The sequence below is a fragment of the Glycomyces sp. TRM65418 genome (genome assembly GCF_019710475.1).
Lineage (GTDB): Bacteria > Actinomycetota > Actinomycetes > Mycobacteriales > Micromonosporaceae > Glycomyces.
Genome location: NZ_JAJFAX010000006.1, coordinates 137,085 through 150,773 on the forward strand (window position 1 = coordinate 137,085; position 13,689 = coordinate 150,773).

The following is a 13,689-nucleotide window of genomic DNA, read 5'->3' on the forward strand; positions in this document are numbered from 1 at the left end:
AATCCGCTATTGCGGTTTCTTGTCGACCGCCCACGACCCGGCCGGGACGATGACGTGGCCGACCTGTGCTTCGGCGTCGGTGTGGTTGACGATGAACCGCCAGTCGCCGCGGTCGATCACGTCGAGCCCGGCCCGCCCGGGACCGGTGAGCTGGAGTTCTTCGAACAGCCGGTCCCAGGCCTCGTCGACGAGTTTGCACGAGACGTACCAGGCCTCGCCCTCGCCGAAGGGGTTGACGGTGACGGCGGGCTGGTTCTCGATGACGTCCCCGCTCGCGTACTGGGTGACGCACTGGGCGCCGCGCAGTTCGACGAGTTCGCAGAATCGTTCGGCGGCGCCGAAGTTCCACAGGGCGCGCACCTCGCCCGCGGGCTGCGGGAGGTGCTCGGTGACGCGGATGCCGAACAGGTCGGTGAGCCCGCCGAGATACCCGTCGAGCCAGACCTGGCAGTGCTCGTCGACGGCCCCGGTGAGGTAGGAGGCGACGAGCCGGCCGCCGCCGGCGGTGAACCAGCGGAGGTTCTCGGCGGCGGCCCGGCCGAGCACGTACGTGGTCGGGGCGATCACGGTCTGGTACTTCGAGAGGTCGCCTTCGGGCGAGGCGAAGTCGACGACGACGCCGCGGTCGCGCAGGACCCGGTGGATCTGGGCGACGTTCTCGAAGTAGTCGACCGGGCCGGGCAGGTGCGTGCCGGCGGTGGCCCACCAGGTCTCGGGGCTCCACAGGATCGCGACGTCGGCCTCGACGGGGGCCTCGGTGGTGTGCGCGATGCCCGGGAGCGTGTTGCCGAGCTCGGCGACCTCGCGGAACATGCGGGTGTTCTTGCCGGCGTGGGGGAGGAGCGCGGAGTGCCACTGCTCGGCGCCGCCGCGTCCGGCGCGCCACTGGAAGAACATGGCGCCCTTGGAGCCGCGGCTGATGTGGATCATCGAGTGGCGTGCCATGCGGCCCGGGGCCTTGGCGATCGAGCCGTCCTTGGAGTGGATCGTGGCGGCGGCCTGCTCCATGAGGAGCCAGTCGCCGCCGTCGGCCCAGGAGCGCGAGAGGTCGGCGTGGAGGGCGCTCTGCTGCTCGGCCCGCTCGTCGGGCGCGGACGGGTAGGAGTCGAACGCGACGAGGTCCACTTCGGCCGCCCACTTCCACGGGTCGACCGGGACCCATTGGCCGAACACGAAGTTCGTCGTGATCGGGACCTCGGGGTTCGCTTCGCGGAGGATATCGCGCTGCTCCTTGTAGTGCTCCAGCATCGCGTCGGAGGTGAAGCGCTTGAAGTCGAGCTCGTGCGCGGGGTTGTGGAGGTACTGGGTCGCGCGGGGCGCGAGGATCTGCTCCCAGTCGCTGTAGTGCTGGCTCCAGAACGAGCCCCACCAGGCGTCGTTGAGCGCGTCCAAGGTCGCGTACTTCGCCTGCAGCCAGACGCGGAAGTCGCGTTCGGCGTGGGCCGAGTAGGTGGCCGAGCCGTACTCGTTGTGGACGTGCCACATCGCGAGCGCCGGGTGCTGCGCGTACCGCTCGGCGAGCTTCGCGGCGATCCGCCGGGAGGCCTCGCGGTAGGCGGGCGCGCAGACGTCGTAGGTGTCGCGCGAGCCGTGGACCTGCCGCACGCCGTCGGGCCGCGTGTTGAGCGCGTCCGGGTGGGCGAGGGTGAACCACGGCGGCGGCGAGGCGGTCGGGGTGGCGAGGTTGACGCCGATGCCGCCGGCGTGGAGCTTGTCGAGCACCCGGTCGAGCCAGCCGAAGTCGTACTCGCCCTCGCGCGGTTCGAGCCGGGCCCAGGAGAAGACGCCGACGCTGACGAGGTTGACCCCCGCTTCGCGCATGAGGAGGACGTCGTCGTCCCAGACCTCCTCGGGCCACTGCTCGGGGTTGTAGTCGCCGCCGTAGCTCAAGCCTTCGACGCCTTTGGGCCAGTCCATGGGTCCTCCGTCGCACACTGCACCGCACGCGGGTCGCCGACGCGGGAGGCGCGGCTCGCCGGGGCGGCGATTTGGGGATCAGTTAGTTGCCTGACAAAACTAACTGGTTCTGGGATGGTTTGGCCAGCCTAATGCGAGCGGAGGAGACGTTCGGCGGAGGCGTCGCGGTCGCCACGCCGAGGAGGGGGCCGGGCGCCGCTCGGCGCGCGGCCCCGCGAAGGGAGCGGCTCGGTTACTGCGCGGCGGTCACGGCCTGGAACCGCTCGGCGCGCAGCCGCTCGGGCCAGGTGTCGTCGATCGGGGGCAGGTGCGCCGGATCGGTGCCGACCGCCCACGCCAGCAGCAGGTCCGCGATCCGCGGGTTGCGCGACAGCGCCGGACCGTGCATGTACGTGCCGATGACGTGCCCGGCCCACGCGCCCTCGGTCGCGCCGTCGTTGCCGACCCCGGCCGTGACGCGCGCCAGCGGCTGCACGGCCTCGCCCAGGTGCGTGCGCCCGCCGTGGTTCTCGAACCCCGTGATCGGGCCGATGCCCAGCTGCGGGGCGGCGTCCCCGGCGATCTCGCCCACGGCCCGCGACGGGCCCCGGTCCGAGCGCAGGTCCAGGATGTTCAAGCCGGCGTAGGCGCGGCCGTTGGCGTAGAAGGACTCGCCGAGCAGCTGATAGCCCGCGCAGATCGCGAGGATCGGCTTCCCGGCCTCGGCGGCCCGGTTCAGCGCGCCGTCGTCGAGGAGGCGCTCGGCCGCGACGGCCTGCGGGCCGTCCTCGCCGCCGCCGATGAGGTACATGTCGGCGGTGTGGGGGATGCGCTGGTCGCTGCGGACCTGCATCGGCTCCACGTCGATGCCGCGGGTGCGGGCCCGGTGGGCCAGCACCAGCAGGTTCCCCCGGTCGCCGTAGGTCGACAGGAGGTCGGGGTAGAGCCAGACGATGCGCAGGGTGCTCATTGCCACGGTGGGACGCTCGCTTTCGCTAGTTGACCCGGTTGAATTCGGCGCGGATGTCCTGGAAGGCCGTGTAGTTCGCGACGACCTCGACCGGACCCGGCGGCACCGCCGCGATCGCGGCCCGGATGTCGTCCACCACCAGGAAGTCGACCCCGTCGACCTCCAGGCGCACGGCCAGGTCGGTGCGGCGGTCGCCCGTGACGACCACCTTGCGGCCCGCGAGCGAGGTGAAGTCCACGTCGTAGATCCAGGACGTGTCGAAGCCGTCGACCTCGCGGGCGTTCAGTGACAGCACCACCGGCGGGTTCGGGTCGATCATGTCGAACGACTCGAGCCACCCGGCCGGGTTCTTCGCCAGCAGCAGCCGCAGGTGGCGGCCCTCCCGCTCGACCTTCGCGTACCGCCCGGCCACCGAGGCGACCTCCGACAGCCGCGGCGCGGCCTGCGCCGGGTCGACCCCGAACAGGCTCGCGATGGCCAGGGCGGTCGCGGCGTTGGCGCGGTTCACGCGGCCCGGCAGCTGCAGGTTCAGCTCGTAGCGGCGACCGTCGGGACCCACCACGGCCTCGCCCTGCTGCGCCACCGACCACTGCGGGCTCGGCCGGTTGAGGCCGCAGTTGGTGCAGCGCCAGAACTCGCCGAAGCGGTCGAGGTGCGAGCCGCAGTTGGGGCAGATCGCCGAGTCCGCGGTCCAGCTCTGGCCCGCCGCGACCCACACGACGCGCTGGCAGACCGAGGCGGCCCACACGATGAGCGGGTCGTCGGCGTTCGCGACGACCGTGGTCTGCGCGGCCGAGGCCTGCAGGGTCTGGCGCCACTTCGCGGCGAGCGCGGTGACCTCCATGGCCCGGTCGAGCTGGTCGCGCGAGAGGTTCAGCAGGGCCACGACCTTCGGGCTCGCCGCGTCCAGCAGCTGCCCCAGGTAGTGCTCGTCGCATTCGAGCGCGGCGTACTCGGCCTTCGGCGCCTTCGCGAGCGCGGTCGTGTGCCCGGTGGGCATGTTCGCGCCGAACGAGTTCGTGGCGACCTTCCCGATCGCCTCGATGGCGGCCGTGGTGAACCGGGTCGTCGTGGTCTTGCCGTTGGTGCCGGAGATGAGCACGACGTGGCGGCCCTCGGCCAGCAGTTCCAGCAGCCTCGGTTCGACGATCAACCCGACGCGCCCGCCGATCACCGAGCCGTCGCCCCGGCCCGTGGCACGTGAGAGCGCGGCCGCGGTCCTGAGGAGCGTGGTGGCGAATTTCGCGCGTGGGGTCAGATTCGCGCTCATGCGGGCTCGCTTTCGGCTTGATCGGACGCAACGACTATGCACAAGAGTTTGTCACATGGCCGCCTGAACCCGTGATGAGCTGCCCTGAGCGTGAGCTGTCCTCCTCGGCGGTGCGTGCGAGTCGTGAATCGCCCCAGACCACGCGAGGAGGCGCAGCGATGAACGCCGATGCGCCCGCGGCGCCGCCGCCGCGGACCGCTGCGCGCCGAGCCGAGGGACCCGCTCGCCGGCGTCGCCGCAACCGCGACCCGCCGGGAGAAGGGGACGACTCGCGGACCGCCGGAGGCCGCGGCCCGTTCCGACCGGCTCACGGTTCGCGCGCCTCGCCGGCCCTCCTCCGCCGCCCGCTCCCCACGGCCCTCCACGCGTCACTCCACAGTGACCGCACGTGCGCGCAGGGTGCCCGCGCCCGTCGCCCTGCGTGCCCGTGCCGTGGCCCGAAGCGCGATCGGCTTGCGCCGCTTACTGCTCATAGGAGTAAACAACGAATGAAGCTCATCTTTAGTGACCCTTGTTGCGCACTCGTCACTCCACTGTCCTCCACCAACCTTGACCAGCCGCTTCGCCACGCCCACCACGAATGTCGCGCGGAAACAACCCCCAAGGGTGGGGGAGAGTGGAGTAAGGTGGGGCGCAATGGCGGGGCCGGAGCCCCGCCTACGCGGTCGGAGCGGCCGCGCAGCCTGAAAGTCACGGGGGGTGGCGCCGATGTTCCTCGGTACCCACACCCCGCGCCTGGACGACAAGGGCCGCGTCATCCTCCCCGCGAAGTTCAGGGAAGGACTGGCGGAAGGAGTCGTCATCACCAAGGGCCAGGAACGCTGTCTGTACGTGTTCCCCGAAGCGGAGTTCACGCGCATCGCCGAAGCGCTCCAACAGGCTCCCATGTCGAGCAAGACCGCCCGCGCCTACAGCCGCGTGTTCTTCGCCTCGGCCCACGACGAGGTCCCGGACAAGCAGGGCCGCGTCACGATCCCCCCGCGGTTGCGCGAGTACGCCGGCCTCGACCGCGACCTCGCGGTCATCGGCGCCTCCAACCGCGTGGAGATCTGGAACTCCCGGACCTGGGACGACTACCTGGAGGCCTCCGAGGAGGCCTTCGCCGACATCGAAGAGGGCGACCTGCCCGAAGGACTGTAGAGAAGGAGGTGAGCGGAATGAACGACGCACCGCACGTACCCGTCATGCTCGACGAGGTGCTCGACTACCTGGCGCCCGCCGCGTCCCGGCCCGGCGCGCTGGCCGTCGACGCGACCCTCGGCGCCGGCGGGCACACCGAGGCCCTGCTGACCGCTCACCCCGGCCTCACGGTCATCGGCGTCGACCGCGACCCGACCGCGCTCGAACTCGCCTCCAAGCGCCTCGCCGACTTCGGCGACCGCTTCATCCCGGCCCGCGCCGTCTACGACGCGATCCCGGAAGTCCTGGAGGACAACGGCTTCGAGACCGCGGACGCGATCCTCTTCGACCTCGGCGTCTCCTCGATGCAGCTCGACCAGGCCGACCGCGGCTTCGCCTACAGCCAGGACGCGCCCCTGGACATGCGCATGAACCCCGACGACGACCTCACCGCCGAGATCATCGTCAACACCTATGCGCCCGGGGAGCTCGTGCGGATCCTCCGCGTCTACGGCGAGGAGAAGTTCGCGCCGCGCGTCGTCAGCGCGATCGTGTACGCCCGCAACAAGGCCCGCATCACCTCCAGCCGCGCCCTCGCGGACCTCGTCCGGGACGCCATCCCGGCCGCGGCCCGCCGCACCGGCGGCAACCCCGCCAAACGCACGTTCCAGGCCCTGCGCATCGAGGTCAACGGCGAACTCGAGACGTGGGAGCGGGCCCTGCCCGCCGCGCTCGACCGGCTCGCCCCCGGCGGCCGCGTCGTCGTCCTGTCCTACCACTCACTGGAAGACCGCATCACCAAACAGGAGCTGGCCCGACGGGCCCACTCCACCAGCCCGGTCGGCCTCCCGGTCGACCTCCCCGGCACCGAGCCCACCTTTCGACTCCTTACGAAGAAGGCCCAGCAACCGACCCAGACCGAACTCGACCGCAATCCGCGCGCGGCGCCCGCCCGGCTCCGCGCAGCAGAACGCATCGCACCGTCCAGAGAAGCAGGAGGCGCATCATGAGCGACCAGTACCGTCGCGCTCAGGCCGACCCCGAGGAGATCATCAAGGCCGCCCGTCGCCGGGCCCGTGCCGCGTCCTCGCGTCGCCGGTCCCTCGTCGGGGACGCCGCCTCCGATGCCCCTGCCTTCGACGGCAACCTCGCCGTGCAGCCCGAGACCATACCGGTCGAGTCGCCGCCCGTCGAGGCCCCGGCCGCGCCGCAGCGCGACACCGTGGTGCTCCCGCGCACCCGCACCGAGACCAAGGCGAAGCCCGTCCCCGAGCCGGTCGAGGTGCCGCGCCCGGCGTTCGTCGGCGGCATCCTCGCGCTCGTGGTCGCCGGCATCGTCGGCCTGCTCGTGCTGAACACGGTCATCAACCGGGACGCCTACCACCTGCAGGAGCTGCGGGCCCAGGCCGGCGAACTCGACCAGACCGAGCAGGCGCTGTCCGACGAGCTGTCCCGCATGGAGATGCCGAACTACCTCCAGTCCCAGGCCGTCCTCTACGGCATGGAGCGCCCGGAGAAGGTGACCTTCCTGTACCTGCCCGGCGGCGAGACCGTCGAGGTGCCCTGGAACGAAGAGTAAGGACGTCGATGACCGAATCCGACCCCCGTCGACGGCGCGACCCCTCCTCGATCAGCCGGGCGCGTCGTTACACGCCTCGCGGGCGGACCGTCCGCGAGGCGGCGGAGGGGCCCGAGGACAACCGGGCCCGCGAGAACGGGGCGCGCGACCGCGAGGCCGCGCGCCGCGAGCGCAATCGGACGGCGAAACAGCACGAGACCGACGACCTCGCGGCGCTCCGGCGCCGCGAGGCCGCGGCCCGCTCACGCGAGCGACGCCTGCGCGAGACCGGCACGATACCGCCCGAACCGCGCACGCCCCGAACCCAATCGAAGGCCACGACCTCCCGCGCCACCGGCTCCGTGAAATCGGAGCCGGTGCGGCGCACCGGGACCGTGCGCACGTCCACGACCCGGCGCACCGGCACGGTGAAGCCGCAGCGCCGAGGCGCGCCCCGGCGGACGGGCCGTGCCGGCGGGCCGGCGCCGGTCCGGCCGCTGCCGAGCCTGCCGCGCCTGGGCAACCCGTCGCGGCGCCTGCGCATGGCCGCGGCCTTCGTGATGATCCTGCTGATCGTCTCGGGCGGGCGGCTCGTGCAGCTGCAGATCACCGACTCGGCCGCGTACGCGGCGGACGCGCTCAACCAGCGCCTGACCACCGAGCCGCTCCCGGCCGAGCGCGGATCCATCATGGACCGCAACGGCAACCGCCTCGCCTACTCGATCGAGGCGAACTACATCGCGGTGGACCCGGCGATGGTCAAAAGCGACCCGGCGCAGCTGGCGGCGACCCTGGCGCAGCTGCTGGGCCGACCGGCGTCCGAACTGGAGCCGCTCATCGCGACCGAGCAGACCCCCCAAGGCGAGGACATCCGCTTCGTGTACCTGCAGCGCGGCGTCGACCTCGCGATCGGCGACGAGATCCGCGAGCTGGAGGACCCCGGCCTCATCATCGGCGACGACGAGCGCCGCGTCGTGCCCGGACACGACTTGGCGGCCAACGTCATCGGCTTCACCGGCGGCGACGAGGGCGAGGGCCTCGGCGGCCTGGAGGCCGCCTACGACACGTGGCTCTCCGGTACCGACGGCTCGGTCTCCTACGAGCGCAGCCAGACCGGTCAGCCGATTCCGGGCGCGTTCTACCGCGAGGAGGAGGCGGTGCCGGGCAAAGGCATCCAGCTGACCCTCGACGCCGACCTCCAGTTCCAGGTGCAGAAGATCCTCGAGGCCACGGTCACCGAGCACGACGCCGAATTCGGCTCGGCGATGGTGATGGAGGTCGGGACCGGCGAGATGCTGGCGATGGCCTCGACCCCGACGTACGACGCGGCCAATCCGTTCGAAGTGGACGACACCGAGGCCTACCGCGACTACGGCACGCAGGCCACGGTCGACCCCGGTTCGATCCACAAGGCGATCGTGTTCGCCGCCGCGCTCGAAGAGGGCTGCATCGAGGCCGACGGGACGATGGCCGTCGAGCAGTCGATCAACAAGGGCGGGGTCTGGTACGAGGACGGCTACCAGCACGGCGACGCGGTGCTGAGCCTCGCCGGGATCATCGCGCAGTCCTCCAACGTGGGCACCATTCAGCTGGCCGACTGCATCGGCAAGGAGAAGTTGTACGAGTACCAGCTGGCCTTCGGCCTCGGCGCGCCCACGGGCGTGGGCGTCGCCGGCGAGTCCTCGGGCATCCTGCAGGAGCCCGAGAACTGGTCGGGCACCTCGGAGGGTTCGGTCCCGATCGGCCACGAGGGCACCGCGACGATCATGCAGATGGCCGCCGTGTACGCCACCATCGCCAACGACGGCGTCTGGGTGCAGCCCACCCTCGTGGACCATCTCTTGGACGCCGAAGGGAACGTCGTCGAAGGCACGCTCGACGAGGACGGCAACGTCGTCGAGGGCGAGGAGCCCGAGCCCGAGACCCGCCAGGTGATCTCGGCGGAGACCGCCCGGAACCTCCAGTACCTGCTGCAGGCCCCCATCGCGGCCGAGACCGGCACAGGTCGCAACGCCCAGCTGGAGAACTACCACCTGGCCGGGAAGACCGGCACCGGCAGCCTCGTGGTCGACGGCGAGTACGCGCCGGGCAACGTGACCTCGTTCGTGGGCTTCGCCCCGGCCGAGGACCCGCAGTACGTGGTGGCCGTCAGCGTCTACGTCCCCGGCGGCGGGGGCGGCGGTTCGACGACCGGCGAGGCGTTCAAGGAGATCAACGAGTTCGCGTTGGGCTACTTCGGCGTTCGCCCCGCGACCGAGCCGGCCCCGGCGTTCGACATATGGGGATGAGGCGCGGCGCGGCGGTTCGGCCCCGGCCGGGGCGTGGAGTCGCGGCGGGACATGACGGGATGACGGGCATGGGAATGGGACGCCGCGCAGCCGCTCCGGTTCGGGGTGTGGGTGGGGCGACGGGTGCGGGAATGTGGCGCGGCGTGGCCGCTCCGGTTCGGGGTGTGGGTGGGGCGACGGGTGCGGGAATGTGGCGCGGCGTGGCCGCTCCGGTTCGGGGTGTGGGTGGGGCGACGGGTGCGGGGGTGACGATCCCCCGAAGTTCTGCCCGAGGGGGAATCCGGGGTCGGCGTGCGGCGTTAGCATCGAAGGCGTCAAGGAAGAAGGAGCCGATTGTTTTGAACGTTGACCCTTGGGCACTGTGTGAAGTCCTCGCCGAACCCGCGGATGCGCAGGGCGCCGTGCTGCTGCACTTCCTCGACGGGTTCATGGACGCGGGGCAGGCGGGCCGCGGGGTCGTCGACCACCTGTTCAAGACCTGCGAGCACACGCCGGTCGCGTCCTTCGACGTGGACCAGCTCATCGACTACCGATCCCGGCGGCCCAACCTGACGTTCTCGATCGACCGCTGGGCCGACTTCGAGGCCCCGCAGCTGGTCGTCTACCTGATGCGCGACGCCTCCGACAAACCGTTCCTGCTCATGACCGGCCCCGAACCCGATTTCGCGTGGGAGCGGTTCGTGGACGCGGTGGAGGACCTGATCGAGCACTGGCACGTGCCGCTCACCCTGGGCTTCCAGGGCATCCCGATGGGCGTCCCGCACACCCGCGCCCTGGGCATGACCGTGCACGCCACGCGCCCTGAGCTGGTCTTCGACAACCGGCCGGTGTTCAACGAGGTCACGGTCCCCGGCAACGCCGCGGGGCTGCTGGAGTACCGCCTCGGCGAATCCGGCCGCGACGCGATCGGCCTCTCGGTGCACGTGCCGCATTACGTCATGCAGATGACCTACCCGGCCGGGACGATCCGGCTCCTGGAGGGCATCCGCGAGGCCACCGGTCTCGACCTGCCCTCCGACGAGGAGTTGGAACTCGAACGCGCCCAAGTGGATTCGGACATCGCCGAGCAGGTGGCCGAGTCCGAGGAGGTCGCCGACGTGGTGAAGACCCTTGAGGAGCAGTACGACTCGTTCACCGAGGCCGCCGAGACCGACGAGCTGCTCCAGGACGGTCGCATGCCCACCGCGGACGAACTCGGCGCGGCCTTCGAGTCGTTCCTCGCCGAGCGCAACAAGGGCGACGAGGACTGAGACGCGAAAAAGCGGGCCGAGCCGGAAGGCTCGGCCCGCTTTCGCTTGTGCCGCTTACACGTTGCCGTGCTTGGCGCGCGAGGCCGCGCGGCCGCGCTCCTTCTGGTCCAGGACGACCTTGCGGATGCGGACGGTCTCCGGGGTGATCTCGACGCACTCGTCGTCGCGGCAGAACTCGAGCGACTGCTCCAGCGACAGCGCGCGCGGCGGCACCACGTTCTCCGTGGAGTCGGCCGCGGCGGCGCGCATGTTGGTGAGCTTCTTCTCCTTGGTGATGTTCACGTCCATGTCGTCGGTGCGCGAGTTCTCGCCGACGATCATGCCCTCGTACACCTCGGTGCCCGGGCCCACGAACAGGACGCCGCGCTCCTGGAGGTTGATCATCGCGAAGGCGGTGACCATACCGGCCCGGTCGGCCACGAGCGAACCGTTGTTGCGGGTGCGCAGCTCGCCGAACCACGGCTCGTGCCGCTCGTAGATCGAGTGCGCGATGCCGGTGCCGCGGGTCTGCGTCAGGAACTCGGTGCGGAAGCCGATGAGGCCGCGGGAGGGCACGAGCCACTCCATGCGGACCCAGCCGGAACCGTGGTTCGTCATGGTCTCCATGCGGCCCTTGCGGGTCGCCATGAGCTGCGTGATCGCGCCCAGGTGCTCCTCGGGGGAGTCGATGGTCATGCGCTCGACCGGCTCGTGGGTCTTGCCGTCGATCTGCTTGGTGACGACCTCGGGCTTGCCGACGGTGAGCTCGAAGCCCTCGCGGCGCATCTGCTCGACCAGGATCGCCAGGGCCAGCTCGCCGCGGCCCTGCACCTCCCAGGCGTCGGGGCGCTCGGTCGGGAGCACCCGCAGCGAGACGTTGCCGACCAGTTCGCGGTCGAGGCGGTCCTTCACCTGGCGGGCGGTGACCTTGTGGCCCTTGCCGCCCTTGCCGACCAGCGGCGACGTGTTCGTGCCGATGGTCATCGAGATCGCGGGCTCGTCGACGGTGATGAGCGGCAGGGCGACCGGGTGCTCGGGGTCGGCGAGGGTCTCGCCGATCATGATGTCGGCGATGCCGGCGATGGCGCAGATGTCACCGGGGCCGGCCTTCTCGGCGGGCTTGCGGGTGAGCGCCTCGGTCATCATGAGCTCGGTGATGCGGACGTTCTGCTGCGAGCCGTCGCGCTTCATCCACGTGACGGTCTGGCCCTTGCGCAGCTCGCCCTCTTCGACGCGGCACAGCGCGATGCGGCCGAGGAAGTTGTCGGCGTCGAGGTTGGTGACGTGGGCCTGGAGCGGCGCGCCGGGCGTGTACTCGGGCGCGGGGACGTGCTCGATGATGGTGTCGAAGAACGGCTTGAGGTTCTCCGAGTCCTCGGGGACGGTGCCGTCCTTGGGCTTGGTCAGCGAGGCGACGCCGTCGCGGGCGCAGGCGTAGACGATCGGGAACTCGATCTGCTCCTCGTCGGCGTCCAGGTCCAGGAACAGGTCGTAGGTCTCGTTGACGACCTCGTCGATGCGGGCGTCGGGCCGGTCGGTCTTGTTGATGCACAGGATGACCGGCAGGCGCGCGGTGAGCGCCTTGCGGAGCACGAAGCGGGTCTGGGGCAGCGGGCCCTCGGAGGCGTCGACGAGGAGCACGACCGCGTCCACCATGGACAGGCCGCGTTCGACCTCGCCGCCGAAGTCGGCGTGGCCGGGGGTGTCGATGATGTTGATGACCATCGCCGAGCCGTCGGCCGGGTTGGTGTAGTGGACCGCGGTGTTCTTCGCGAGGATCGTGATGCCCTTCTCGCGTTCCAGGTCACCGGAGTCCATGACGCGGTCGTCGACGGCGGCGCCCTCGCGGAAGGCGCCCGCCTGCTTGAGCATGGCGTCGACGAGGGTGGTCTTGCCGTGGTCGACGTGGGCGACGATGGCGATGTTGCGCAGATCAGAGCGTGTAGACACGACGACCATTGTCGCCTAAGCACGAGACCGACCTGGCGTCAACCCAGGTGATCGCGGACACCGGTGAGACGGCTCTGCAGCGGAGAAATATTCACATTACCGCTTTTCATGATGAGATATCCCTCATTTCATAGAATGCCGTACATGGGCGTATTCCATGTATCCATCCGATTCATGCTGATTCTCGTGCTCGCCGCCGGAGCGATCCTCGTCGGCGCGGCCCCGAGTCAGGCGAAGATCACCGGTGCGATCATCACCACCGAAGGCGGCACGCTCAACGTGCGGTCCGGCCCGGCCACCGACCAGAAGACCGTCGGCACGCTCGCGAACCGAGCCAACCCGGAGGTCTTCTGCAAGGTCCGCGGCGAGGAGATCGACGGCCACGTCCGCACCTCCTCCACCTGGCTGCGCATCGGCAAGGACCGGTGGATCTCGGAGGCCTACGTCACCTGGTCGCCCTCGCAGCCCGTCCCCTGGTGCTCCGCCGCCAGCAAGGCCGCCACCGAAGCCCGCGTGACCACCGCCGGCGGCGAACTCAACGTCCGCTCCGCCGCCTCCTCCGGCGCCAGCCGCCAAGGCGGCCACCCCAACGGCGCGATCGTCGGCGTCGAATGCCAGGTCTGGGGCCAGCAGGTCGACGGCACCGCCGGCAAGACCGGCGTCTGGTACAAGATCGGCGACAAGCGCTACGTGTCCGCCGCCTACATCAAATGGACCGCCGGCGTGCCGTGGCTGCCGTGGTGCGGCCAGAACCCGCCGACCGTCCCGCGCGGCGGCAACCAGGGCTTCATCGACACGCACGCCCCCGCCGCCCAGGCCAGCGACCGCGCCACCGGCGTCCCCGCCTCCGTGACCCTCGCGCAGGCCATCCTGGAGACCGGCTGGGGCCGCGGCGCGCTGGCCCGCGAGGACCACAACCTCTTCGGCATGAAGTGCTTCGGCTCGCCCGGGAAGCACGCCATCGGGTGCCGCGACTACGCCACGTTCGAGTGCAGCCCCACCGGCGGCTGCTTCGACATGAACGCGACGTTCCGCGCCTACGCGGACGTGGCCGACTCCTACCGCGACCACGGCGAGCTGCTCGCGAACTGGTCCCGCTACGCCACGGCGATGCAGCACGCGGACGACCCGAAGCGCTTCGCCAAGGAGATCCACAAGGCCGGCTACGCGACCGACCCCAAGTACGCGGAGAAGCTCATCGGGATCATGGACGACCACGACCTGTACCGGTTCGACTGAGTCGCTCGACCGGCCGCACCGAAGACCGCGTTCCCGCCATCGGAAGCGGGCCCCGCCGAAGGGCGGGGCCCGTTTTCGGCACCGTGAAGGATGAGTGAAACGTCACATCGGCACGGGAATCCGCAGCACGGAGGAGGGTAGCCTCGAGAGGCGGTCCGCGTTCGAACAGC

Annotated in this window: 10 protein-coding genes; 6 read left to right on the forward strand and 4 right to left on the reverse strand. The window is 70.7% G+C overall.

Annotated features, from left to right (window positions below):
• Window positions 1–6: 6 nt before the first annotated feature.
• The 3 genes from K3N28_RS14930 to K3N28_RS14940 all read right to left on the reverse strand — a co-directional run bounded on the left by K3N28_RS14930 (window position 7) and on the right by K3N28_RS14940 (window position 4,136).
• A complete protein-coding gene (locus K3N28_RS14930; RefSeq protein ID WP_228093347.1) occupies window positions 7–1,917 on the reverse strand; it encodes a beta-galactosidase in 1,911 nt (636 codons plus the stop codon).
• A 232-nt stretch (window positions 1,918–2,149) separates the two neighbouring features.
• Window positions 2,150–2,866 (reverse strand): type 1 glutamine amidotransferase, encoded by a 717-nt coding sequence (locus K3N28_RS14935; protein WP_228093530.1) that lies wholly within the window; start codon window positions 2,864–2,866, stop codon window positions 2,150–2,152.
• 25 nt (window positions 2,867–2,891) lie between these two features.
• Window positions 2,892–4,136, reverse strand: a complete 1,245-nt coding sequence (locus K3N28_RS14940) for a MurT ligase domain-containing protein (protein ID WP_228093348.1) — start codon at window positions 4,134–4,136, stop codon at window positions 2,892–2,894.
• Between the two features lie 708 nt (window positions 4,137–4,844).
• Between K3N28_RS14940 and mraZ the strand changes: the two genes are divergently transcribed.
• The 5 genes from mraZ to K3N28_RS14965 all read left to right on the forward strand — a co-directional run bounded on the left by mraZ (window position 4,845) and on the right by K3N28_RS14965 (window position 10,351).
• A complete protein-coding gene (mraZ, locus tag K3N28_RS14945) occupies window positions 4,845–5,276 on the forward strand; it encodes a division/cell wall cluster transcriptional repressor MraZ (protein ID WP_228093349.1) in 432 nt (143 codons plus the stop codon).
• 17 nt (window positions 5,277–5,293) lie between these two features.
• The gene (gene rsmH, locus K3N28_RS14950; protein WP_228093350.1) at window positions 5,294–6,265 is read left to right on the forward strand and encodes a 16S rRNA (cytosine(1402)-N(4))-methyltransferase RsmH; all 972 of its coding nucleotides are present in this window, start codon (window positions 5,294–5,296) and stop codon (window positions 6,263–6,265) included.
• Window positions 6,262–6,834, forward strand: a complete 573-nt coding sequence (locus tag K3N28_RS14955) for a hypothetical protein (RefSeq protein WP_228093351.1) — start codon at window positions 6,262–6,264, stop codon at window positions 6,832–6,834. Before rsmH ends, K3N28_RS14955 begins: the two co-directional genes overlap by 4 nt.
• An 8-nt stretch (window positions 6,835–6,842) precedes the next feature.
• Entirely contained in the window at window positions 6,843–9,101 is a 2,259-nt protein-coding gene (locus K3N28_RS14960; protein WP_228093352.1) for a penicillin-binding protein 2, read from the forward strand.
• 338 nt (window positions 9,102–9,439) lie between these two features.
• Window positions 9,440–10,351, forward strand: coding sequence for a proteasome assembly chaperone family protein (locus tag K3N28_RS14965; protein ID WP_228093353.1), 912 nt, complete (start codon window positions 9,440–9,442; stop codon window positions 10,349–10,351).
• 54 nt (window positions 10,352–10,405) lie between these two features.
• Here K3N28_RS14965 and typA read toward each other — a convergent pair whose 3' ends face one another.
• On the reverse strand, window positions 10,406–12,280 hold the full coding sequence (typA, locus tag K3N28_RS14970; RefSeq protein ID WP_228093354.1) for a translational GTPase TypA: 1,875 nt from the start codon (window positions 12,278–12,280) through the stop codon (window positions 10,406–10,408).
• 174 nt (window positions 12,281–12,454) lie between these two features.
• Here typA and gsmA point away from each other — a divergent pair, with 174 nt between their 5' ends.
• Window positions 12,455–13,519 (forward strand): sporangiospore maturation cell wall hydrolase GsmA, encoded by a 1,065-nt coding sequence (gsmA, locus tag K3N28_RS14975; RefSeq protein WP_228093355.1) that lies wholly within the window; start codon window positions 12,455–12,457, stop codon window positions 13,517–13,519.
• The last annotated feature ends 170 nt before the right edge of the window (window positions 13,520–13,689 follow it).